The following is a 25,754-nucleotide window of genomic DNA, read 5'->3' on the forward strand; positions in this document are numbered from 1 at the left end:
TTACCGAAAAAACAACAAAAATCGCGTTGCTATGCGATCGTAGTTTGCGGGCTGCTTATGTTTATGGCTCAGGCGCAAGTTTCTCAGGCGCAGGAGGTTGCGATATGGCGAAAACAGTTTGCTCAGGCTAAAAACGATTCGGTACGAGCCGAGTTTGGTAATCGGCTTCAGCAGGCTTACCAGCCCTATGATAACGACTCATGTCGTTATTTTGCCGAGCTTACCATGCGGTACGCGAAGAACTTGAAAAATAAAGATATATACGTCAAGGCCTGCTCGGAACTGGCCGATACCTATGACAGGCAAGGTAATACGAAAAAGGCTTTCGAGATACTATCGTCGGCCGAAAAACTGCCCTTTTCCACCTCCCCGCCCGATACAGCACTTATCTATCTGAAGTATCGCATGGCGATTTTGCATCTTAGACGCAACGACATGGTGACATCGTTACCTTTGGCACTTCAGGCGTACCGGCTCTTTGAGCGCGTGCCGAATCGAGCGGCTGTTCCGATTCTTGATTTTAATCTTGCCAAGACGTTAGGTGTCCTATACAGTGAACTGAAAGATTATCCTAAAAGTAACAGTTATTACCTGCACGCCTACGAAGTGGCCAAAAGGATTAAACGAAAGACCGGACAGATTTTGGCGCTAAATAATATAGCTACCAATTATGTGAATGCCAACGACTATGATAAGGCAGAAGAATTGGTGCTGCAAGCACTTGCGTTGACGAAAGGTACGTATGACTTGCCCCGGATGCATGTGATGCCTGCTTACGTTGGTATTCTGATCTATAAAAAGCAGTTTGCCAAGGCGCTTGAATTTGCCCGGGAAAACCTGGCTCTTCAGAAAACACTGAGCGACGTCGTCAGAATCGCAGACGCTTACAATATGTTGTCCGAAATTCATCTGAACCTTAAAAATTACGACAAGGCGCTTATCTGCGCGAACGAGGCCGTTTGTTACATGGAAAACACGGCCTTTACTCGTAAAAAGGGCCAGAGTTACAAAGCCCAGGCCAATGTATTTGAGCAGACGGGGCGTTTTCAGGAAGCGCTGGCTGCTTTCAAGGTATCTAAAGCGATTGAAGATAGCCTGGCCGATATCGACAGAGCCAAGGAAGTGGCCCGCATTCAGGCCGGTTTCGATCTGGAACGCAAACAGAATCAGATCACACTGCTCAACAAAAACGTTGCGATACAACTCCTCCAGAAGCAGAAACAGCAAAGACAACTGCGGTCGTTGGCGCAACTCAAGCTGACGACCGAACTCAAAAACAAACTGCTGACCGAACAGCAGCTTGTCGATCAGCATCAGCTGGGTATTCAGAAACTGAACACCAAACGGCAACAGAGTCAAATTATGATTCAGCAGCAGCAGCTTGACTTCGCCCGGCAACGCCAGCTGCTTTACCTGACTATCCTGGCCATGCTGGCGATTCTGGTTATTCTTATCGGTTACTTCCTGCAACGACAACGCCGGGCCCGGCGTTTGCTGGCAACCCAGAAGGAAGAAATCCAGCAGCAGGCTCAGCAACTGGGTGAGCTTAACACCACTAAAGATAAGCTCTTTTCGCTGATCAGCCACGACCTGCGCTCGCCACTGGCTGCGCTCAAAACAAATGTCGATCAGTTGCATACGCTGCCTCAGAGTCAGAACCCGCTACTGGCTCAGGTGACGCAGCAGGTAGAGTACCAGCTGGACCGGGTGCTCGATCTGCTGACAAATTTGCTGACCTGGTCGCACTCCCAGCTTAAGGGGTTTCGAAGTATGACACAGCCACTGGCAGTGCGTGAGATTCTGGCGCAGGAGCTTGCTCAGCTTAGCCAGCAACTGGTTCGTAAGCAGGTACGGGTCATGAACCATGTGGATGCTGATTTACTGGTGGATGCCGATCGGCATCAGCTGGGAGCAGTGATACGGAATTTACTGATGAATGCCTTAAAATTCAGTTCACCGGGCGGGTTTATCCGGGTAAGCACTACTAGGCATGAATCGCAGGTGGAAATCCAGATACGGGATGGTGGTACAGGCATGAGCCAGGCGCAACTGTCGGTTTTATTTAGCCAGCCTCAGGTAAGCGTAGGTACGAACGGAGAGCAGGGAACCGGCCTGGGATTACGGCTATGTAAGGATTTGCTGACCCAGCAGGGGGGAAGCCTGGCCATCGAGAGCGAACTGGGGCGCGGTACTACCGCCCGGATCAGACTACCGCTTGCCCAAACGGAATTGCTTCCGGAATCACTGAACGTAACAACCGGCTGACCATCATAAATCATTATACCGGTACTGACGGGCAACCGACGGCTACGGCCTGTCAGTACCGGAAAATTCCGCTCAGGCTGCCCCTGACGTATACATCGCCCGGACAACCCATAAACAGGGGTCGTTCGGGCGATACATGCTTTACAGGTGTATGCAGACCAATAAACCCTGACTAACTCAACACAAAACGGCTCACCATAGCTGGTACCGCCCTCCATAAGCCTTGCCAGCATTTCCCGGAAATCGCGAAAAATGCCCGAATTTGGTGAGTCTAGAATCTTATTTTGGGCAATCAGAACGAAAATTGGAGTAATCAGAACACAAATTGGCGTGTTCAGCGGAAACAAAAATGACTCCCGCCAACCTTTTCGCGGACGTTTACAGCACAGATGGCGAATTCGTGTGTTTAAACGTACAGTTGGAGTGTACTACTCCGGAATTGGAGCATAGCCTGCTTAATCCGTAAGGTTTGTCACAACATTTGTTCGACTAGAAGCGTAGATGCGCATTTCCGTATCTGGCTCCTAACCGCTACTCCTGATGACAACTGACTACGCTACCCCCAAACTGCTTGCTGTTTACGTCACCGTCAGACGACGCCGGGCCAACCGCCCGATTCGGCGTGCGTGCGAATATGGTCGGCTGAATCTGCACCTGCCCAGTCTTATCGGTCATCGCGTGTGCGTCGATCTGACGACGTATATAGGGTAGCGTTAGCTATTGTCTGACGTTTAGTTACAGACCTGCCAGCCCGGCTTTTCGATTCTGTCCATTCCTGTTAACCTACACGTAACTTGCGCTTGTATCCAATGCAATCTCGTCTGCGCGCTGGCCATCTGCTCTGGCCGGTCTGGCTAGCGCCGGGCTGGATTGCGTTGTGGCTGGCGGTGAGTGTGCCCGTTGATGGGCAGGCCCCGCTGGAACGGACAACCGATGCCCAGCGGATGGATACCAGCCGGACCAGCCAGTTGCGTGGGCTCGGGATTTTTGGCAAGGCGCTGGGTATTCACGGGCAGGATAGCCTGCTGGTAGCGGGTGATCTGGTACTCGACCGGGCCGAGGTAGTGGGGGAGGGGGTACTGCTGCTCAAAAGCCGCGCTCCGCAGCAGCTGATTGCCCGCCATAGTACGCTCATCAACCTGGCCATCGACAACCCGACGCAGGTGACACTGCGGGGTGATTTACGCGTAAAACAAAGCCTGACCGTTAAGGAGGGCACATTGATCGATCGTGACGGCAACCTCACGCTCGATCCCACCTGCCAGACAACGTTGCTGGCAGGTGGTCAACTCAGGACCGGGCCGATCGTGCGCCCGGCCGTACCGCTAACCCGTCTGTTAATTGGTTACCCGGACAATGGCCTGACAGCGCAGACGCCTTCGCTGCCCGTTCCGCTTAGCCGAACCGGCAAACGGGGAGCCTACGCCAGACTGAATACAATTCGGTATGCCAGTCTGGCCGGTGAAAAGCCGGTTCCTCCGCCGGAAATGGCCGCGCTGTACCGGCATCGATAGCCGCGCACCATGCACAGCGCAGATGCCGGTAAAGTTAGAAGAGTAAGCGGGGTACGGGCGTGTATCGACGCATCGAAGCCACTACTGCTGCCCCGCTGCTTACGCTGAAAGTTACCCACCGACTCAATACCCACCGTTTCTTGTAATTAACAGGCGATTCTGCGGCATACGGATGCCGGAAAGACCACCGCTTGCGCTAGTAAAACAATGTGTACGAGTACGTACACCCAATCATTCACATTTTTTGAAACGAAGATTATGAAACTGAAACCTTTATTTTATTCCCTGCTGATCGCTTCGCTGACATCGACGGCCTATGCGCAGGTGAAAGTTGGAGCCAATCCAGGTACAATTTCGACAAACGCCGTGTTGGATGTAGAAGGCACCAGTGGTGCGCGTACCGTTATCCTTCAGAATGGGAACATGGGTATAGGTACAGCGACGCCCAATGCACCCTTGCAATTCCCTTCTACGATAGGGTCAAGAAAAGTTGTGTTGTATGATTTAAATAATAACGATCATCAATTTTGGGGCTTTGGTATAAATAGTAATACGCTACGATACCAAACTTCGTCATCAGTAGATGACCACGTTTTCTTCTCTGGAGCTAGTAGTACCTCTTCCACTGAACTTATGCGGATAAAGGGTAACGGTAATGTCGGCATTGGTACGAATGCTCCTGATGCAAAACTGGAAGTGGCTGGTCAAGTAAAAATTACGGGTGGCAGTCCAGGTGCGGGAAAAATACTCTCTTCAGATGCGAATGGATTAGCCTCTTGGGCCACACCTGCTGCTGTAACGAATATTTATAATGCAGATGGATCATTGACTGGAAGCCGTACTGTCACATTAGGGGCCAACGCATTGAACTTTTCGAGTACAACTGGTGGAATAAAAATTGTACAAACTACTGCTGGAAACCAGGCCTTTGGTATTGGTGGCTTAGGGATTTTTGGAATTGATGCAGCTGGTGTTGTTAATGGTCGATTTGCCGTTTTAGAGAATGGCAATGTTGGCATTGGTGTAGCAACTCCATCGCAGTCCTTGGATATCTCCGGTACAGCTCGGCTACGCAACATTCCCACGAACACAAGCAACAACCTTATTTTAACGGTTGATGCGAATGGTCTTATTGCGAAACAGAATGCCCAGGCAGCTCAACTTCCAACTGTTAGAGCTTCACTAGGGGCAGGCGTTGATCTTACATTTGCTGGAAATGCTGCTTACACAGGCACGACGATTACTTTACCTGCAAATTCACAATATCTTGTCTCCGCAACTATGCTACTATCTTCTAGTGCTGCAACTGCGGGCAACATGTGGGTAAGAGCTTATTTGTCTGATTCGCCTACAACTCTTAATAATACATCTGATATTGTAGGAACCACTAGTTTGCTTAGTGGTGCTCAAAGTATCAATCAGACTTTTAGCTTATTGACTGGAAGTGTCGCCCTGAAAAACACTAGCAGTTCACCCAAAACGTATTATTTCTGTGCAATTGCATCTTCTAACGGTATTGATCCCCCCGCTGGCACCACAATAGTAAGGTTTGGTGGGTCTGCTTGGTCGGAAAATCAGCTCTATGCTATTCCGTACAATTAAAGTAACCTTTAGCGAAAAGCCCTAGAAAGTGATCAAAAACCAATTCTACTACCCTACGCTTAACGGGGTAGTGGACCTATCGCAGGCAGGCGCCTGCCTGCAACCCGTTCTTTTTCGGCGCTTATTCACTGATTTCATCTGGCAACAAATTTTCCTTTTCAACACAATTAATATTTATGAGACGAACACTCTACCTCATTCCTCTGCTCGTATGCCTGGCGCTGCTGGCGCGGGCGCAGAGCCAGATCAATGGGACTGTCCAAATCAATTCTGGGGGCGATATAGGTATTTATAATGCCCTGACGTTCAATACAGGCTACGTGATAACCCCCCGCAATGCGCCCGCCAGCAACATTAGTTTTCAGGCAGGGTCGAGCTATGCAGGGGCCTCCAATACCAGTCACGTTAACGGCTACGCTGAGAAAGTAGGCAACACGGCTTTTACTTTCCCGGTCGGTGACGGCACCACGCTGCGGCCCATGGGTATATCGCCCCCCCCAACGCCATCGTCAGTTTACCAGGCAGCTTATTTTGGCGTTAATCCGGCCTCAGCTACCCTGCCCGCCGGAGCCCCGTTCAGCACCAGCTCCCTCGGGACGGGTGTAGCGCGCGTGGGTACCAGTGAGTACTGGGATGTGAATGGTAGCAGTGCTGTCGATCTTACCTTCACCTGGAATGCAGCCAGTAACCTGTCCACCGTTGTGCCCACGGGCATTATGAGCAACCTGATCGTGGTTGGCTGGAATGGGACGCAGTGGGTCAAGGTGGGTACCGGTACCCCCACTACTACCGGTACCCTGAGCGGTGCGGGCACCATTACCGTTAGCAGCGTTACCCCCGATACCTACACGGCCTATACGTTTGGTACCACCACGCTGCAACTGGCCGTAACAACCAACCCAAGCCCGGTAACCGTAACCAGCGGAACCGGCAACACGGTCTCGCTGCCGTCAGTCCTCAACCCAACGGGCGGTACGGGCCCTTACACGTATACGTCTGTCGATCCCACCACAGGAGTTGCCTCCAACACCACCGCGCACGGTATCGTCAACGTCAACCCCACCACCGGGGTAATGTCGTATACCTCCACCCCCGGCTATTCGGGGCCAGATCAGGCCACGATTAAAGTCTGCGACAGCAGTTCGCCAGCCCTGTGTAACACGGTTACCGTGCCGATAAGTGCCACCTTACCGGTAGGCAGCGGCTCACTCGACTGTTCAACGGCCCAGATCCTTGGGGTTACGCCGGGTACGGCCGGTACGGGCAATCTCAAACTGACCGTCAACGTCTCGGGCATCGGAACGTTCCCGGTCACTATCTCGGGTTCGGGTATGGCGGTCACTACCTCGCCCTACGTGCTCAACGTGACGGCCTCCGGCTTACAGACCTTCTTTATTCCCATTACCTACAGCGGGGCCGCTTTCGGGGCCACCACCATCACGGTTGGCAGTTCGACCTGTTCGCCGAACCTGACCGCCGTAACGCCCACGCCCCTCATCACCTCGGTGCTGAATCTGGGACCGGCCTGTGCGCCCATTACAGCGGCCACTTTATCTAAATAAGACTGTCTGGATTTAACCCCATCGCATCAACTATGATGAGTTATCTCACTTCCCGAATCCGGGCAGGCTCAATCGTCGTATCCGTACTATTCCTGTTGCTGCTCCTGCCGGGGTGGGCGCAGGCCCAGTTTCCGACGCTGCCCGCCGTGCCCACCACGTGTAGTTACACAACGGCACCGGCTACGGTTTCCCTTACGGCCAGCGCAGCATCGGCTGGCTTCAGTACGACCTACCTGCTGGTCGATATGAACTCGGGCGTCATCGTCAGGGCCAATACGTCGGCCCCGGTTTTCACGACCGTTCCGGCGGGTATCTACTACGCCGTCGCGGCTCACTACACGGGTGGCCTCAACAACGCATCGGCGGGTAACCTGATTTCACAGGTTTTCTCCTCGAACCAATGCCTGAGCTACGGCACGCCCCTGGCCCTGAAAGTCTGCGCTGCCGCCGGTAGCTGCGACTACCAGACGGCTCCCGCCAGTTTCTCCTTTACGGCGGCTAACGTACCGTCGGGCGTCAATACGACCTACGTGCTGGTCGATCAGAGTACCGGCAAGATTGCGCAGACCAGTGCAACGACCTCCTTCAGCGGGGTTGCCGTTGGCGACTATACCATCACGTCGATTCACTACTCCGGTTCGCTGACGGCCCTGGCCGCTGGCAACCGGTTATACGACGTGGTTAACAATGCGGCCAATTGCAGGGCTGTATCGCAGCCCCTGCCTTTGAAAGTCTGTAATGCGCCCTTGCTGATCACCGGCCCGGCAGCGGGCACGACGGTTGCCAGCCTGAACCCACCCATTAGCGGCACGTCTACACCGGGCAGCAGCGTCACCGTAACGGGTAGTGCTGGCAGCACGGGTGGCCCCTGTATTACAACGGCCAATGCGAGCGGTAACTGGACCTGTACAAGTCTGGTTTTCCCGGCTGGCCCCGCCAGCGTGACGGCAACCAATGGCGTGACAAGCGCCGTCAGTAGTTTCACGGCGGCTACGCCAACTACAATGACGGTGAACCCACCGGTACCTGGCCCCATCACCCAGCCCGTGAGTGGTACGACCACTCCCGGTAATCTGGTAACGATTACGGGCCCGGGCAACACCACGCTTTGTTCGACGACGGCCAGCGCCAGCGGAGCCTTCAGCTGCTCGGTAACCCTGCCCACGGGGCCATCCAGCATCACCGTGACGACGACGGGGCCGGGCGGCACCACCAGCACCCCCCTGACCGTGACGGCAGTAGCCGCCCCGACAGTAGCCATCAACGGTCCATCGGGTACGCAGACCTCGACCTCGCCAACGGTGTCGGGTACGGCCACGCCGGGTTCTGTGGTAAGCATCACCGGTCCGGGCAACGCGACGCTTTGTTCGACCACCGCCACGGCGGGGGGTAGCTTCTCGTGTACGGTAAGCGTGCCGACAGGTCCGGCTACCCTGACGGCAACCGCCAGCAACCCCGGCGGTACAGCGACGGCCACCACCAGCTTCACGGCTACCAGTGTGCCCAGCCTGACCGTCGCTACCAACAACACGCTGGCCAGTACCACACCCACCATCAGCGGTACGGCCACGCCGGGCTCGCAGGTGGTCATCACAGGCCCTGGCCCAACTACGCTCTGCTCGACCACGGCCAGCGCCAATGGTACGTTTGCCTGCTCACTGACCAGTCCGCTCCCGACAGGCCCAACGGCCATGACGGTAACGGCGAGCAATCCCGGCGGCACAACGACCCAGGCCGTAGCCCTGACGCTGGTCAACCCGACTCCGACGCTCAGCGCGCAGCCCGTTGCCAGCCAGACCGCCTGTATCGGCGGTATCGCTACCCTGTCGGTTTCGGCCAGCGCAGCTGTCGGAACAATGCTCTACCAGTGGCAGACGGCAACGTCGTCGACCGGTACATTTAGCAATATAACCGGTGCCACATCGGCCACCTATACCGCCCCGACCACCACTGCCGGTCAGTTGTACTACCGCGTCGTGGTCAGCAATAGCGAATCGGGTACGGCAACCTCCAGCACTGCCACGGTGACGACCGTCGGCGCACCCGCGATCAGCGTGCAGCCCACGGCCACCCAGACAGTATGTGCCGGTAGCCCGGTATCGCTGTCGGTAGCCACCAGCGGAGGCATTGCCCCCCTGACCTACCAGTGGCAGAGTGCTTCGTCGGCCGGTGGCACCTTTACGCCGATCAACGGGGCTACACAGCTTGCCTACAGCGTACCCACCGCCACCGCTGCGACTACCTACTACCGTGTATTGGTTAGCTCCGGCGGAGCGGGTTGCGGTACGGTAAACTCGTCGGTTGCCGCTGTCACTGTGAATGCCCAGCCCGTGATTGCCGGCGCTTCGCCCGCTAACCCGGCGACCTGCGCCACTACGACCGGGTCGATCACGCTGAGTGGCCTGGTGCCATCGGTGGCGCACACCATCAGCTACAGCAAAAATGGTGGCACAGCCATTACGGCCACACTGACCGCCAACGGATCGGGTAATGTCGTGCTGAACGGCCTGGGGGCTGGTACCTATACCGGCATCACTGCCACCGTCGGCAGCTGCGTGTCGGCTCCGTATGCCGCAACGATCACCCTGACCGACCCGGTTCCGGCGGCACTGACGGCTAGTCAGCTGACGGCGTACAGCCCCACCTCCTGCGGTACCAGTACGGGCCGGATCGAGATCACGGGCCTGCCCGCCAATACGGGTGGTATCGTGGTCGGTTACAGTAAAAACGGGACGGCCACAACCGTTACGGTAGCGACCGATGGTAGTGGTAAAGCGATCCTCTCATCGCTGTCAGCCGGAACGTATTCAGCCTTTACGGTACAAACCGGCAGCTGCACAACCGCACCGTTTGCCGGACCGGTCAATATCGCCGATCCCGGTCTGACAGCCCTGTCAGGTAATAACGTGTCGAGTACCAGCCCGACCGCCTGCGGAGCGACGGACGGATCGATAACGCTGTCGGGCTTACCCGCCAATACGGCTTTGGTGATCTCCTACCAGAAAAATGGTACGGCCATGACGGCCAGCGTAACGACCAGCAATGCCGGACAGGTAACGCTGGCGGGCCAGAGTGCAGGCGTGTATACGCAGATAACCTATGCGCAGGGTGCCTGTACGTCGACACCCTTCAGTGGTACGGTAACGATCGCCGATCCGGGCGTGACGCCCCTGACGGCGGCCAACGTAAGCAGTAAAGCACCCACCTTCTGTGGCGGCACCAACGGGCATATCGACATCACGGGTCTGGCATCGAACCAGGCGATCACCATCAACTACAAGAAAGATGGTGTAGCCCAATCGCCGATCAACGGTATCACCGACGCCACGGGTAAAATCGTTATCGGCAGTCTGGCGCAGGCCAACTATACGGACATCACCTACACGCTGGGTGCCTGTACGTCGGCGGCTTATACCGGAACGATCAACATGCAGCAGCCGGAACTATCCTCGTCGCAGGTGACGGGCTACAACCCGGCCGTCTGTGGAGCCAACACGGGTCGGATCGAACTGACGGGGCTGGGTAGCAATCAGTCGCTCAATGTCAACTACGTTTACAACGGAACAACGCAGGTCGTTGCCGTGTCGAGCGATGCCACGGGTAAAGCCACTATAACCGGTCTGTTTTCGGGTACGTACACCGCCATCAGCTACGCGCAGGGTGCCTGTACATCGACGGTATACGCCGGACCTCTGTACCTGGCTAATCCATCACCGACGGCGTTGAGCAGCAGCAACGTGCTGGGCATCAACCCAACGCAGTGCGGGCAGACAAACGGCCGTATCGAGATTACGGGACTGGCCGGTAGCGCGTCGACGACGATTACCTACAAGCGAAACGGGGTTGTTCAGTCGGCGAGTGTTACGGCTGATGCAAGCGGAAAAGCCACGATTGCCTCGCTGCTGGCGGGTACCTATTCGGACTTTACCTATTCGCAGGGTGCCTGTACGTCGGCTCCCTACATCGGACCCGTTACGCTGACGGACCCCACACCGACAGCCCTCTCGCAGGGTAACGTAGCGTCGTTCAACCCGACGAGCTGCACCGCAACGGATGGCCGCATCGAAATCACCGGTCTGGCATCGAACGTATCGACGACGCTGACCTACGCCAAGAACGGCGTATCGACAACGGCCGTGGTGACCACCGATAACAGTGGTAAAGCGACCCTCGCGGTTGGCGTCGGCAACTACTCGAACTTCAGCTACTTACAGGGTACCTGCGTCTCGAACCCGTATACCGCAACCCTGACCGTCAGTGCCACCGGTTGTGGTCGTCTTTACGTGAATGCTTATCTCCAGGGTGCTCTGATCGCCAACGGCGGTAGCGTCAGCTCGACGGGTAAACCGCTTATGCGCGATAACCTCCGCGCCGGTGGCTACCTGCCGCTCAGTGATCCGTATCGCACGGCGACCTACAGTAGTCTGTTCCCGCAGGTCAACAACGCGCAGAGCCAGTCGATTCCGGCTTCGCTGACGGCGGTAACCGGTGAGAAAGCCATCGTGGACTGGGTATTGGTCGAACTGCGGGATAAGCTGAATCCGGCGACCGTAAGCTACACCCGCTCGGGTCTGCTGCTGCGCGACGGAACGGTACTCGACACGGACGGACAAGCCGGTCTGACCTTCAGCAGCGCACTGGCCGACAACTACTACGTCGCCATTCGCCACCGCAACCACCTGGGTGCGATGACCCTGCAACCCATTTCATATGCCGGTACCAGTGCTGCCACAACCGTCGACTTTATTACGATGACCGATGCCCAGCTCTGGAATGCGAGCGGCTACGACGGTATGGAGCGGAGCACGACGACGGCCAGCAGCCAGACGGTTCGGGCGCTATGGGCCGGTAGTACGGCGGCCAGCGGTAAGGTCAAGTACAGCGGAGCAGGCTCTGGCCTGCCGACGCTGCTGAGCAACATCGTCAACTATCCGGGCGGTACGGCTGCGTTCAACTACACCAATGCCTACGGGTATCTGAACGGGGACGTTAACCTGGACGGTCGGTCGCTCTACATTGGCAACGGCAACGACGGGGCGATCATTCTGGGGAACATCCTGGCCTATCCGCTCAACAGCTCTGGTGTGTACAACTACAACCTGATGCTCCAACAGCTTCCATAATCCACCCACAGGTTGAACGCATAACTGGATAACCTCCGGCCACCCGGCCCTTGTTACACCGGACTTCCCACCGCAGCCAGTAGCTGCGGTGGCGATAGACCGGTCTGGTAACGGCGGCTGACGAACTCCGGGCGTGCGTTCAACCTGCCTCACGGACTAAACAAGTGCAATGATGAAAATAAGACTTACAGACTTGCTGATGTTCTTGCTGTTACTGGTGGGTTGGACCAGTCAGAAAGCCGTCGCCCAGAGCATCAACCTTACCCTCAAGTACAACACGTCGTCCAGCGTGTACGAAGTATATGGGCGGCCAACGTTTACCAATGTTAAATTTGGTATAGGTGCCGGGAGCCAGATCTCGATTGTCGTACCGGCTAGTGTACCGGACAATGCGCTGACTATCACTGCGGTCAATGGCGGTCCCTGGAGTGATGGCTCCCGAATCTATGCGCCGACGGCCGATCCTGCGCATGACTTCCACGGGATTGCCACGACGGGGGATTACGCGTCGCTTACCAGCGGTCAGGAGCTTCTGCTCTTCACCTTCAACATAGCGGGTGGTTGTATGCCCGGCATTCGCCTGTTCGAAAACAGCACCGATCCCAGCTCGAACGCAGCCGGTATGGGCGGAGGAGACTTTGCCAACTACCTGGGTGATGCGGTTGGTTTTGGTACGGATGTCTATGGCAGTAACTACGTAAGCCCCGGTGGCCTGTGCGGAACACCACCAACGCTGGCGATTACGGGACCATCGGGCACGCAGACCTCCACGAGTCCGACGGTGTCGGGTACGGCGACACCGGGCAGTGTGGTGAGCATCACGGGGCCCAACAACGCGACGCTTTGCTCGACGACGGCCACGGCTGGCGGCAGCTTCTCCTGCGTGGTGAGTGTAACGACGGGTCCGGCTACGGTTACCGTAACGGCGTCGAACGCCAGCGGGACAACGACGGCCACCACCAGCTTCACGGCGGTACCGGCTCCAACGTTGGCAGTCACCCCAACGGCACCGGGTCCGCTTACGCAACCGGTTAGTGGTACTACTACACCGGGCGATTTGATTGCTATTACCGATCCGACGGGTGCCACGCTGTGTTCAACGACGGCTAGCGCCAACGGTACCTTCGCCTGTACGGTTACACTGCCTCCGGGTTCGTCAACCCTAACCGTCGCATCAACGGGGCCGGGCGGTACGACTGCGGTAGCCCTGCCGGTAACGGCGGTGCTGCAACCGACGGTGGGGATTACGGGACCATCGGGCACGCAGACCTCCACGAGTCCGACGGTGTCGGGTACGGCGACACCGGGCAGTGTCGTAACCATCACGGGGCCGAACAACGCGACGCTGTGCTCGACCACCGCTACGGCCGGCGGTACTTTCTCCTGCGTGGTAAGTGTGCCGACTGGTCCAGTTACGGTTACGGCGACTGCTACGAACTTTGGTGGGACAGTCTCCAGCACGACCAGCTTCACAGCACTGTCGACGCCGGTCATAGCAATCAACCCAACGGTGCCGGGACCACTCACGCAGCCGATCAGTGGGACCACCACGCCGGGTTCAGTCGTGACGATTACCGGGCCCGGAGGTATAACAGCCTGCTCGACGACGGCCAGTGCCAATGGTAGTTTCAGTTGTTCGATCACCGTTCCTACGGGACCAACTACCTACACAGTTACAACTTCGGGTCCTGGTGGTACAACAACGGTCCCGGTTACAACAACGGGGGTAGCCGCTCCGACGCTGGCCATCAACGGTCCATCGAATACGCAGACCTCCACTTCGCCAACCGTGTCGGGTACAGCCACGCCAGGCTCTGTGGTGAGCATCACGGGACCGGGCAACGCGACGCTGTGCTCGACCACCGCTACGGCGGGGGGTAGCTTCTCGTGTACGGTAAGCGTAGCGACGGGGCCAGCCACCCTGACAGTGACAGCCAGCAATCCCGGCGGTACAGCAACCAGCACCACCAGCTTCACGGCCGCAGGTGCGCCAACGGTAGCGGTGAACCCACCGGTACCGGGCCCCATCACCCAGCCCATCGCGGGTACAGCCACGCCAGGTAGTGTGGTGACCATCACCGGACCGGGCAACACCACGCTGTGTTCGACGACGGCCAGCGCCAGCGGAGCCTTCAGTTGCTCGGTGACCCTGCCCACGGGGCCAACCAGCATCACCGTGACGACGACGGGACCGGGCGGCACCACCAGTGTACCGTTAACCGTGACGGCAGTAGCCGCCCCGACAGTAGCCATCAACGGTCCTGCTACCGGTAGCCAGACCTCCACTTCGCCAACGGTATCGGGTACGGCTACGCCGGGCAGTCAGGTGACCATCACGGGTCCGGGCAACGCGACGTTGTGCTCGACCACTGCTACGGCGGGGGGCAGCTTCTCCTGCGTGGTAAGCGTGGCGACGGGGCCAGTCACCGTTACGGTGACAGCCGCTAACGCTGGTGGTACCGTAACGGCCACCACCAGCTTCGTCGCAGCCGCCACCGCGCAGCTGTCGATGCGCGTACTGTTGCAGGGCGCGTTGACCAACAGTACCACGGCAGGCCGCATGCGCGACGATCTACGGAGCAAAAACCTGATTCCGACAACCGAACCCTATACCGCCCTGGGCTTTGCGCAGGCAGGTGGTGGTGGCGGTGAGGCTATCAGCAGCCCCGCAACAGTACTGGCGGTAACGGGGGCCAACGCGATCGTCGACTGGATTTTCGTCGAATTGCGGAGCGCAGCGAACCCGGCTCAGGTACTGGCAACCCGTTCAGCCCTGTTACAGGCTGATGGTGACATCGTCGGTGTCGATGGCGTGTCGGCGCTCAACTTTACCAGCAACGTTCTCAACAATGTGGCGACCTGCTACGTCGCGGTTCGCCACCGGAACCACCTCGGTGTAATGACGGCGAGTCCGGTATCGACGTCGGCCCTCTCGTCGGTTGATTTCACGAATGCGGCCACCGCTTACCAGTTGCCGGTTGGTAACGCCCTGCGTACGACGGCTCCTCAAGCGAAAGAAAGCGGGTACTATGCCCTTTGGGCGGGCAATACCTTAGCCGACAATCAGATTGTCCTGCAAGGGCCTGACAACGATGCCGATCCGGTCTTCTTCGATATCCTCTCCGATACGGGCAACACGGCTGGCTTCACCAATTTCATCCGCAATAACGTCTACTCGGGCAATGACATCGACATGGACGGCCGGGTGATCTTCCAGGGGCCGAACAACGAGATCGACTACATTTTCTTCAATGCATTAAACCACCCTGATAACGTAAAAGCCTATGCCAATTTCATAATCAAGCAACAACTTCCGTAACGCCTGTGCCCCCGCCTGAATAGGGTGGGGGCACATCTTCACGATTTTCCCACACGCCCACATGTACACGAAAATTCTACGAACCTGGCTAGCAATAGCCCTGCTGGTTGTTTTATGCCAGACCATCGCCCAGGCGGCCACCCCTGTAGTCAGCTACAAGCTGACCAGGGACGCTGGCGGGACTTATAAGGTTTACATGAGTTCCGTAACGTCGTATACCGGCGCGTCGGCCCGTATCGGCTCGGCGCAGGTAACCCTGCGGCTACCAACCGGTTCACTGTCCAATCTCAGCCAGGGGACCGGTTCTCCCACCGTAACCAGCTACCAGAACATGGGCTGGTCGGTCGCCACACGGGTCAATGCGCCCAGCGAGAATCCTGCGTTCGATTATCTCTCGTTCAACTTCAGCCAGAGCGCAACGCCCACCCTGTTCGACATTCCCGCTAACCAGGATATCCTGCTGTTTTCCTTCACGGACAATGGCGCTTGTCCGGGCTCACTGGCACTCTGGTCGACGTCCGATGCCTTTCAGGGTACCTCTACCAGTACCAACCCCGGCAACGCCATGACGATACTGGGCGCCGGTACGGGTAACGCTTACTTGGCGAACGCCGGTACTGCGACCAGTTGCGGAGCGCCGGACCTGACGGTCAGCACCGGACCGGTGCCGCCCCTGACGGCCGGTCAGGTTGCCAGTGTTCCCATCAGCGTCAGTAATGTCGGCACCGGTACCGCAGTCGGTCCGCTGTCCGTGGTAACCACGCTGCCGTCGGGTATCACCGCCCCGTCCAGTTTTTCGACCAGTGGCTGGGGTTGTACGACCTCCGGCCAAACCGTTAGCTGTTCCAGCCCGGCCTCGCTAAGTGCGGGCGCGACGAGTAGCTTTACGTTGCCCGTTACCCCGCTGGCTTCGGCAGTTGGCACGACGCCTACGTTTGTGGCGACGGTAAGTTCATCCACACCCGATAGCAATACGGCCAATAATACCTCCACGCCATCGAGTCCGTCGCGCTCGGTGAGCGCAGCGGGTGCCTGCGTGTCGGGTACCGACTGCGGAACCGGTGTTCGTTATGGTCTGAAGCTGGGTGCCGACGGGATCACCTACACGGTGTACATGAAGTCGGCAACTACCTACACCGGTAATGCCGCCCGCGTTGTTACGGCGCAGATTACGCTGAACGTACCGACGGGAACGCAGTTCACCAACCTGGTAAACCTGCAAACGGGGATGAACTGGGCGTTGAATGCCCGGGTCAATAGTCCCTCAGAAGCGCCCACGAAAGATTATCCGTCGTTCGGCTATAGTCAAAGCGCCAGTTCCAGTTTATTCCCGATCACGGCTGAGCAGGAGATTCCGCTCTTTAGTTTTCAGCTGGCGAGCTGCCTGGGCGAGCTAGCGCTCTGGAGCCTGGCCGATCCCTTCCAGGGCGCTTCGACAACAACCAACCCGGGCAACCAGATGACGGTGTCGGGAAATGGCCTGTCCAACGCCTGGTCGTGTAACTATACGTGCCCGGTAGGGTGCCCCAAACCCCTGCTGACGCTGATCAAGCAGGCTCCTGCCAGCGCAACGCAGAATACGCCCTTCGATTATACGTTCACTGTATCGAACACGGGAACCGGCGCAACGAGCGGACCAGTGACGGTAACCGACGTCTTGCCGACCGGCATGGTTTTCGTGTCGGGTGGTGGTAATGGCTGGACTTGTTCGGCCGTAGGTCAGAACGTAACCTGTTCGAGTACGACGCCGATTGCCATCAGTGCGAGTACGACCTTTACATTGCGCGTTAACCCTACCACGGCAGGTTCGCAGCCCAACAGCGCTACCGTGACCGGGGGCGGCTCGACGACGGCTACGCCATCGATCCCGTGTCAGGCCTGTACGACCGGCCCCAGCACCGTAACGGTAGCGGTGCAGCCGTCTGATCTGGCGATTACTATTCAGCAACCCAGCGTACTGGCGGCTGGTCAGACTAATCCGTTGCTGATCAACGTCACGAACATACTGTCAGGCGTTGCCGCAGGACCACAGAGTGTGACGCTGACCCTGCCCGCCGGCGTCAGTGCCCCAGCTACTTTCACCGCCACTGGCGGATGGGGTTGTTCGACGACGGGGCAACGCGTAACCTGCTCGACACCCAGTAGCCTGTCATCGGGCAATACGCTGTCGCTGTCAGTGCCGATCACACCGTCCAGCACCGTCATTGGGCAGCAATTACCCTTCAGTGCAACCGTTGCCGCTGCCAGCAGCGAAACCAATACGGCCAACAACGTGGCTGCTATCCAAACGTCGGGGGTGGTGCTGGGAGCTGATCTGACCGTATCGTTCGGCCAGTTTCCGGCCATGCAACCTGGTCAGAGTGCGCAGGTTCCGATGACAATCAGCAATGTCGGCCAAATCTCGGTAACCGGTTCGCTGACCCTGGCGGTAACGCTACCCGCCGGTGTAACGCTAAATGCCACCGGACTGCCTATAGGTTGGTCATTAGTCAATAGCACGACCGGAACGGGTGGTGCGACGACCGTAACGCTGCTTTATACCAATACAGGCGGGGTCAGTCCGGCGGGAACAGTACCGTTCAATCTGCCGGTCAGCATCGCGCCGACGGCGTCAGGAACCGCGACATTCCAGGCTACACTGACACAGGTAGCCTCGGAGAGTAACGTGGCGAACAATACCACCAGTGCGACCGTCTCGTTGGGGACGCCCGATCTGCAGCTGACCCTGAACGGGCCCAGCCCAGCCTTCGAAGTGACGAAGCCCTCGACACTGAGCCTGACCGTTACCAACGTCGGCACCGCCATCGCACCGGGTCCGGTAACGGCGCAACTGGTCCTGCCAGCCGGTTATTCCGCCAACCAACTGACGTTGACTCCGGGCTGGTCAATCCAGTCCAGTACGGCCAACGCGAATGGTACGACAACGCTGGTACTCACCAATCCGATCGCCAGTCTGTCGGCAACGCAGGGCATTTCGCTAACGGTCGCCCTGACGCCCAGTGCGGCCAACGCCAACGTAACGAGTACGATCTCGGCGAGTGTTGTTGCCGCTACCGGCGAGAGTAATACCGGCAACAACGCCGGTAGTCTGACCGTAACGCCCGTAGCGCCCAAAATCGTCACGACGGTAACGCTGCCCGCTCAGCTTACAGCAACGCAGCCCAACAATGCGACGCTGGTGTTTGCCAACACGGGAACGGCCCCATACGCAGGCCCGCTCACGACGCAAATAACGCTGCCGACCAGTGTAACGCTCGGTGCATTACCAGCGGGCTGGTCGATGACCGGTCAGCAGACAAACGGTAACGGAACGATTACCTATACCCTGTACAATCCATCGGTTAATCTGCCGGTTGGCGGCAGCAGCACCGTAATCGTACCCATCGTGCCGCCTGGTTCGTCCGCCGGTCAGAACTTGCCGGTGGTCGTTACGACACCAACGTTACCGACTGATCCGACTACCACGACAAGCGTAAGCGTAGTAACGCCCGTCGTAGCCCCTGCGGCCCCGAATGTCGTTGTGACGATCGGTGCACCGTCGCCCCAGCTGTCGGTTGGCCAGACGTCGATTTTCCCGATCACCTTTACCAACAACGGGAATGCCCCGGCTACCGGTCCGATCAGTACGACGATCAGCCTGCCCGCCGGTGTGTCGGTGCTCCAGGGACAGCTACCGACGGGCTGGACCATCGGTAGTAGCGTAGCTGGGCCCAATGGTAGTACGATCTACACGCTGGTCAACCCCACCGCGTCGATCACCGCCAACGGTGGCCAGTTGATACTGAACCTGCCTGTAGTGACCAGCCAGTCAGCCGCTGGTACGACGCCCGTCATTACCACGACGATTCAGCCAACGGGCCAGCCGTCGCCGGGCACCGCCACCTATACGGTGTCGCCTGTCACTGCACCCAACATTTTGCTGACGGTGGGGCAGCCCACCCCCGCGCTGGTCGCGGGTCAGACGTCGATCATTCCCGTGACGATCCAGAACGTCGGCAACGGTACGGCGCAGGGACCGCTGGTCGCTCAGGTTGTGCTGCCCGCCGGCGTGTCTCTCAATCAGGCGCAGCTGACCCTGCCTACGGGCTGGGTACTGACCGGTAGTACTGCCGGATCAAACGGCACCACCGTCGTGACGCTGACCACCCAGAACACGACTGGCTTCCCGGCCGGCAGTTCAGTTCAGCTTAACCTGCCTGTGCTACCAAACGCCAGCACCGTTGGCACGCAACCACCCTTTACGGTGACGGTACTACCCGTTCAGGGACAGCCGACCTCGACCACGCAGACCGTAACACCAACTACGCCGGTTCAGCCGACGCCGGTTCCTGACCTGACCATCAGCGGTAGCCAGCCGCAACCGACGCTGATGGTGGGTCAGACCTCGGCGCTGCCGGTTAGTATTCAGAACATGGGTAATGCCGCTGCTGCGGGGCCGATCACGTTCCAGATTTCACTACCAGCCGCGCTGACACTCAATACGGCCCAAGTTCCGGCTGGCTGGGTTGTTCAGTCGCAGGTACCACAGGCGAACGGTTCCGTCGTCGTTACGTTTGTCAGCAGCAGCCTTACCCTGACACCGGGACAAAGTACCACGGTCAACGTTCCGGTTACACCGAGTGCTTCGCTGACCAACGCGTTGATCACCATGGGCCTGTACGTCAATCCGGCTACCGGCGAAACCAATGTGGGTAACAACAGCGGGTCGATCGTAACGACCGTTCCGGTTATAGCCGCCCCGGCCCCTGATCTATCGGTGACGGTTCCGACGCAGTCGTTCAATCTGACGGTGGGTCAGCCCGCGACCGTAGCCTTCACGGTTGCCAACGTAGGAACGGCTGCTACGACAGGATCGCTGTCGCTTCAGTTTACGATGCCGGCCGGCTTTACGACCAGTACCTCCACGTTTACCACGAACACATGGGGCTGTTCGACAACGGCGAACGTTGTCAGCTGTACGAATGCGGCAGGCCTGGGCATCGGCGCTTCGTCTTCACTTTCGATTCCGGTCGTGCCTACGGGTACTACGGGTGGTCTGGTCAACCCTTCCTTCCAGATCAACGTTCAGCCGACGATCGGTGAAACCGTACTGCCTAATAACGTCGGTATCATCAATTACGCTGGTACGGTTGCGGCCGCTGATCTGGCTGTGTCGTTTCCTGCCCAAAGCGTTACGCTGACGGCTGGACAGCCCGCGACCATCACGGTGTCGGTTACCAACAACGGCCCGCAGGCTACCGCCGTCGGCCCGCTGTCGCTCACGCTCGCCATGCCGGCTAACTTCACTACGAGTAGCACTACGTTCACGACCAATGGCTGGACCTGTTCCACCGCGGGGTCGGTTGTCGGCTGCGTCAGTGCGGCCAACCTGACCGCAGGTAGTTCGTCGGCACTGCTTATTCCTGTCCTGCCACTGAACGGGGCCATCGGTTATGCAAATCTGAATTTCGGTGCGAGCGTTGCGCCCGTAACGGGTGAGACGGTGCTGGCCAACAATATCGCTTACCTCAACTACCCTGGTGCGGTACTGCCGGGGGGCGTGAGTCTGGCCATAAAAGTGCTGTTGCAGGGCGCTTACGAGCCAACGACGGGGCTGATGCAGGATAAGTTACGGCAGAAAAATTTGCTCCCCCTAAACCAACCGTACGGTGGGCCGCTGGGTGGTAATTCGACGTACACCTTTATCAATAGCGGTAACGAAACGACGACGGCCGCTATCCTGTCGGTTACCGGTGCCAACGCCATCGTCGACTGGGTGATGGTTGAATTGCACAGCGCCACTAATCCGGCAACGATTCTGGCGACCCGGCCTGCGCTGATTCAGCGGGACGGCGACATCGTCAGTGCGCTGGATGGCGTGTCGCCCCTCACGTTTACTTACCTGACATCCGGATCGTACTACGTCGTTGTGCGCCACCGGAATCACCTCGGGGTAATGTCGGCCCAGGCTCAGGCGCTGAGCGCGTCGGTAACCACGGTCGACCTGACCGTTCCGGCTAACCTCTATACGCTGCCCAACGCGGGTACCCAACCTGCCTACGTGAACAATGCGAAAGCCATGCTGTGGGCGGGTAACACCAACGGGGATAATCAAATCATCTTCCAAGGACCCAATACGGACATCGATCCAATTTTTTACCGGGTCATGATCGATACTGCGAACACCGGCTATGTCGCCAACTTCATTACCAGCGGCTACGACGTTGCCGATGCGAACATGGATGGTACGACAATTTTCCAGGGGCCTTCCAACGAAGTCGATATGATCTTCTTCAACGTCATCGGCCACCCGGATAATACGGGTGTACTGGCCAACTTCATTGTTCGGCAACACCTGCCCTAAGGTACAGGCCGGTCGGACCGCATAGTTCGACCGGCCTTTCTTACAAACTAGTTTAACCTTCATTTTTGCCATGAATACATCGCTAAAAACGTTTTGTCTGGCGCTCATCGTGAGCGGCTTCGGTTTGTCCGCGCAGGCGCAGGTAAAGTTTAAGCTGACCCGTTCGGACGCCAGTACATACACCGTCAGTCTGGTTTCTGACAAGTCGCTAGCCGCCCAGCAGGCCATCACCGGCACCATGCAGGTAAGCATGCGGGTAAAAGCTGCTGATGGCTTTGTCCTGGGCGCTATCAAGTCGCTGCAGCCTAGTGTGGAGTGGGACAAGGGAACGGTGATCAAGAGCCCGGATGGTTCCACGGACTACGATTACGTGTCGGTGGCGCTACAGTCGATGGCTACCCGCCAGTTAGCCTACGCAGCCGGGCAGGAGATACCCTTGTTCAGCTTTCAGAACACAGGCACGGACGCGGCTGAGGTGCAACTGATCGATAACAACACAGACCCGCTGGTACTGGATAAAGGCTCGAAATTCAATGTTCAGAACCACATCAGTGTTCTTGGTTTCGGCAGGACCAACGCGTACGCCGGCAATCTGAAGGACGAGGCCCCAAGCAGCCAGAAAGTGGGCCTGCGGCAGGTCTACCCGAACCCGGCAAAAGATCGCGTTACCGTGACCTGGGCTAACTACCTTAACGGTTTTGAGGGGCAGGTTACGCTGCTGATCGCCGACGCCGGTACGGGTAGGACCGTAAGCCAGGAGAACGCTTATATGCGCAGTGGTTCCAACACTAAAGAGCTTAGCGTCGAACAGCTCCCCGCCGGTCAGTACATCATTTATCTCGAGCGGGGCGGTGTACGCCTGGGATCAGGTCAGAAACTGCTGATTGCCCGGTAACCTAGCCAGACGGCATTCAGCGCGTCAGGGCATACATTCTACGATAATTAGGGGTACTATGAAGAAATTTTCTACGCTGCTGTGGACGCTGCTGCTCATCGCCCTGAGCAGCAGGTTTGCGGCCGCTCAGGTGAAATACCGCATTGGCCTGGACGCTGATAAACAGACGTACCGGGTTTACATGACGTCAACCAGTTCATACACGGGCAACGCGGGCCGCATCAGTACGGCGCAGGTGACGATACTGGTACCGCACGGTAGTGGTAGTGCGCAGTTCACCGTTACCAACCTACAGGGTAAGGTAGTTGGCAGTCAATCCATGACCTGGAGTCAGAACGCCCGGGTTAATGCGCCCACTGAAAATCCCGCCATCGATTATATTTCCTTCGGATTCAGCGGTAGTGCCAGCCCCGTCTTGTTTGACATCGTTGCCAACCAGGAGATCGAGCTGTTTTCCTTTAAAAATACGGGAAGCTGCCTGGGTGCCGTTACGCTGTTTGACAACCAGACGGATGTTTTTCAAACCCCTAATTCGCAGAACACGAACCCGGGCAACCAGCTAACTGTCCTGGGACGGGGTCCCGGTAATGCGTACACAGGTAACTACGGCACCGGGGCCAGCTGCAGTACAACCGTTGCGGACCTGACCGCCAGTATCACGGGGCCGTCGACGCTGACCGTAGGGAGTTCGGGAACCTACAGTGTGCAGGTTACCAATGCTGGCACTGCCAGCACCGCTGGTATAATTACCGTCACCGCCGGGATACCGACGGGCTTGTCGTACGCTGGTTCGTCGGGTACAGGCTGGGGTTGTAGTGTCGGCACCGCGTCGGCTGGTACAACCCCCGTCAGCTGTACCACCAGCGCCGTTCTGGCGTCCAGTGCCGGCAGCACGATCACGCTGTCGCTGATCGCTTCACTTGTCGCAACGCAGCCACTGACCATCGCCGGTTCAGTTAGCGGGGGTAGTGAGAGCAACACCAGCAACGATGCCTTCAGCCAGGCGGTAACGATTCAGGCTGCACCAACACCGGGTATCGCTGATCTTAATGCAGCTATTGTCGGACCTGCCTCGCTTGCCCCGGCAGCACCCGCTACATTGACGCTGACGGTTGGTAATGTGGGCAGTAGTCTTTACGCCGGGACAACGACTACCCAAACACTAGTGCCGACAGGACTTACCTACACGGGAGCCACGGGGACAGGCTGGACGTGCGGAACAACGGGCCAGTCGACGGGTACGTTGGTTACCTGCACATCAATACAGCCAGTTTCCGCTGGCGGCTCGCTGCCAGCCGTCTATATAAATGTTGCGGCAAGTACCGGGCAGACGACAGCTGTTCAACTGCCCGTTAGCGGTACCGTGACAGGAGCAGCAAATGACAACGTAGCCAATAATACGTATGGAATAACTATCGCCGTATCTGGCATGCCGACTGTCAGTATCTCCTCGCCGACCAACAACGGTACGACTACGACTAGTCCAACCGTATCGGGTACGGCTACGCCGGGCAGTCAGGTGACCATCACGGGTCCGGGTAATACGATTCTCTGTACAACCATGGCCAGCGCGTCGGGAAGCTATAGTTGTGCTGTGACCGTATCAGCAGGCCCCAACAGCATCACCGCCATTGCCTGTAGTGCAGGCAGTTGTTCCTTACCAGTGGTGAGCACTTTTACGGCCGCTACGACGACGCCCCCGGGGCTGACAGTGGCTCAGCCCCAACCAGGTCCGACTACGCAGCCTATTTCGGGGGCGGCTACGCCGGGTAGTACGATCATTATCACCGGTCCGGGTAACGCGACGCTGTGCACGACGACGGCCAGCACATCGGGCTCTTTCACCTGTTTAGTGACCGTGCCATCAGGCCCGTCGAGTGTAACGGTAACGGCCTGCAATACGGGTGGCTGCACCTCACAACCGGTGAACATAACGGGTATCAGTGCACCGGCTGTGAGTATCTCCTCGCCGACTAACAACGGTACGACTACGACTAGTCCAACCGTATCGGGTACGGCTACGCCGGGCAGTCAGGTGACCATCACGGGTCCGGGTAATACGATTCTCTGTACAACCATGGCCAGTGCGTCGGGAAGCTATAGTTGTGCTGTGACCGTATCAGCAGGCCCCAACAGTATCACCGCCGTAGCTTGTAGTGCTGGTGGGTGCTCTTCGCCGGCAATGGTCGGTTTTACGGCCGTTACGACAACTGCACCACCCAATTTGACGGTAGTACAGTCCCCGCCAGGCCCGACTACGCAGCCTATTTCGGGGGCGGCTACGCCGGGTAGTACGATCACTATCACCGGTCCGGGTAACGCGACGCTGTGCACGACGACGGCCAGCACATCGGGCTCTTTCACCTGTTTAGTGACCGTGCCATCAGGTCCGTCGAGTGTAACGGTAACGGCCTGCAATACGGGTGGCTGCACCGCGCAACCGGTTACGGTTACGGCGACATCCGGACCAACTAGCGGTACGGCTGATATTTCGACAACCATTAGTCTGTCTACCAAAGCCCCCAATCAGTTTGAGGCCATAACGGCTACTATTATCGTGACCAATAGTGGTCCTGACTCGGCTACTGGTATTGTCGACAAGATCACCCTACCGACCGGCCAGCCAGTTACCGCATCGTCAGCTTCGGTAGGCACGTTTAATCAGACAACAGGTTTGTGGAACATCGGCACGCTTGCCGCTGGTCAGAGCGTGACGCTAACGATCGGTCTGTCGGCGGCTACGGGTGGTGTGGCCACGGTACAGTCGGAAATTGTCGCATCCGGTCAGTATGACCCGGACTCGACGCCCAACAATCAGCAGTATGGCGAAGACGATCTGGCGGTGGCCTGCTTTTCGGTTCCTGTCGATCTATGCCAGGGCGAAACGTTTACCTTCTCCATCACTGGCTCGTTTACGTCGATCCAGTGGTACAGAAACGGGCAACCGATAGCCCAGGCAACGACGACTAGTCTGGTGATCAATCAGGAAGGGACGTATACGGTCAGTACGAACGTAAACTGCCCAAGTGGTGGCTGCTGCCCACTGATCGTTCGACTGCGGCCGGCCGGTAGCTGCTGCCAGCCCGCCCGTTGTGTACCATTTGTTATCACCAAGCGAACCCGTTGATGCG

10 protein-coding genes are annotated in these 25,754 nt (G+C 57.8%); all 10 read left to right on the forward strand.

Going from position 1 to position 25,754, the window contains the following annotated elements; translation table 11 throughout:
• The first annotated feature begins 63 nt into the window (after positions 1–63).
• The 10 genes from CLV58_RS25170 (at position 64) to CLV58_RS25205 (ending at position 25,750) form a co-directional block, all read left to right on the forward strand.
• On the forward strand, positions 64–2,265 hold the full coding sequence (locus CLV58_RS25170; RefSeq protein ID WP_170108799.1) for a tetratricopeptide repeat-containing sensor histidine kinase: 2,202 nt from the start codon (positions 64–66) through the stop codon (positions 2,263–2,265).
• 540 nt (positions 2,266–2,805) lie between these two features.
• On the forward strand, positions 2,806–2,976 hold the full coding sequence (locus CLV58_RS28555; protein WP_170108800.1) for a hypothetical protein: 171 nt from the start codon (positions 2,806–2,808) through the stop codon (positions 2,974–2,976).
• 98 nt (positions 2,977–3,074) lie between these two features.
• Complete coding sequence (locus CLV58_RS25175) at positions 3,075–3,779, forward strand: hypothetical protein (RefSeq protein WP_106140607.1); 705 nt, start codon at positions 3,075–3,077, stop codon at positions 3,777–3,779.
• Positions 3,780–4,037: 258 nt separating this feature from the next.
• Entirely contained in the window at positions 4,038–5,381 is a 1,344-nt protein-coding gene (locus CLV58_RS28200; protein WP_146141541.1) for a hypothetical protein, read from the forward strand.
• Between the two features lie 176 nt (positions 5,382–5,557).
• On the forward strand, positions 5,558–6,943 hold the full coding sequence (locus tag CLV58_RS25180) for a hypothetical protein (protein WP_106140608.1): 1,386 nt from the start codon (positions 5,558–5,560) through the stop codon (positions 6,941–6,943).
• A gap of 32 nt (positions 6,944–6,975) precedes the next feature.
• Positions 6,976–12,066 carry a beta strand repeat-containing protein gene (locus CLV58_RS25185; RefSeq protein WP_146141542.1) on the forward strand — a complete coding sequence of 1,697 codons (5,091 nt, stop codon included), beginning with the start codon at positions 6,976–6,978 and terminating at the stop codon, positions 12,064–12,066.
• A gap of 199 nt (positions 12,067–12,265) precedes the next feature.
• Positions 12,266–15,385 (forward strand): beta strand repeat-containing protein, encoded by a 3,120-nt coding sequence (locus tag CLV58_RS25190; protein WP_146141543.1) that lies wholly within the window; start codon positions 12,266–12,268, stop codon positions 15,383–15,385.
• Between the two features lie 61 nt (positions 15,386–15,446).
• Positions 15,447–21,728 (forward strand): beta strand repeat-containing protein, encoded by a 6,282-nt coding sequence (locus tag CLV58_RS25195; RefSeq protein WP_106140611.1) that lies wholly within the window; start codon positions 15,447–15,449, stop codon positions 21,726–21,728.
• 70 nt (positions 21,729–21,798) lie between these two features.
• A complete protein-coding gene (locus CLV58_RS25200; protein WP_106140612.1) occupies positions 21,799–22,623 on the forward strand; it encodes a T9SS type A sorting domain-containing protein in 825 nt (274 codons plus the stop codon).
• A gap of 58 nt (positions 22,624–22,681) precedes the next feature.
• A complete protein-coding gene (locus CLV58_RS25205) occupies positions 22,682–25,750 on the forward strand; it encodes an Ig-like domain-containing protein (RefSeq protein WP_106140613.1) in 3,069 nt (1,022 codons plus the stop codon).
• The last annotated feature ends 4 nt before the right edge of the window (positions 25,751–25,754 follow it).

It is taken from the genome of Spirosoma oryzae (genome assembly GCF_003002825.1).
GTDB classification, from domain to species: domain Bacteria; phylum Bacteroidota; class Bacteroidia; order Cytophagales; family Spirosomataceae; genus Spirosoma; species Spirosoma oryzae.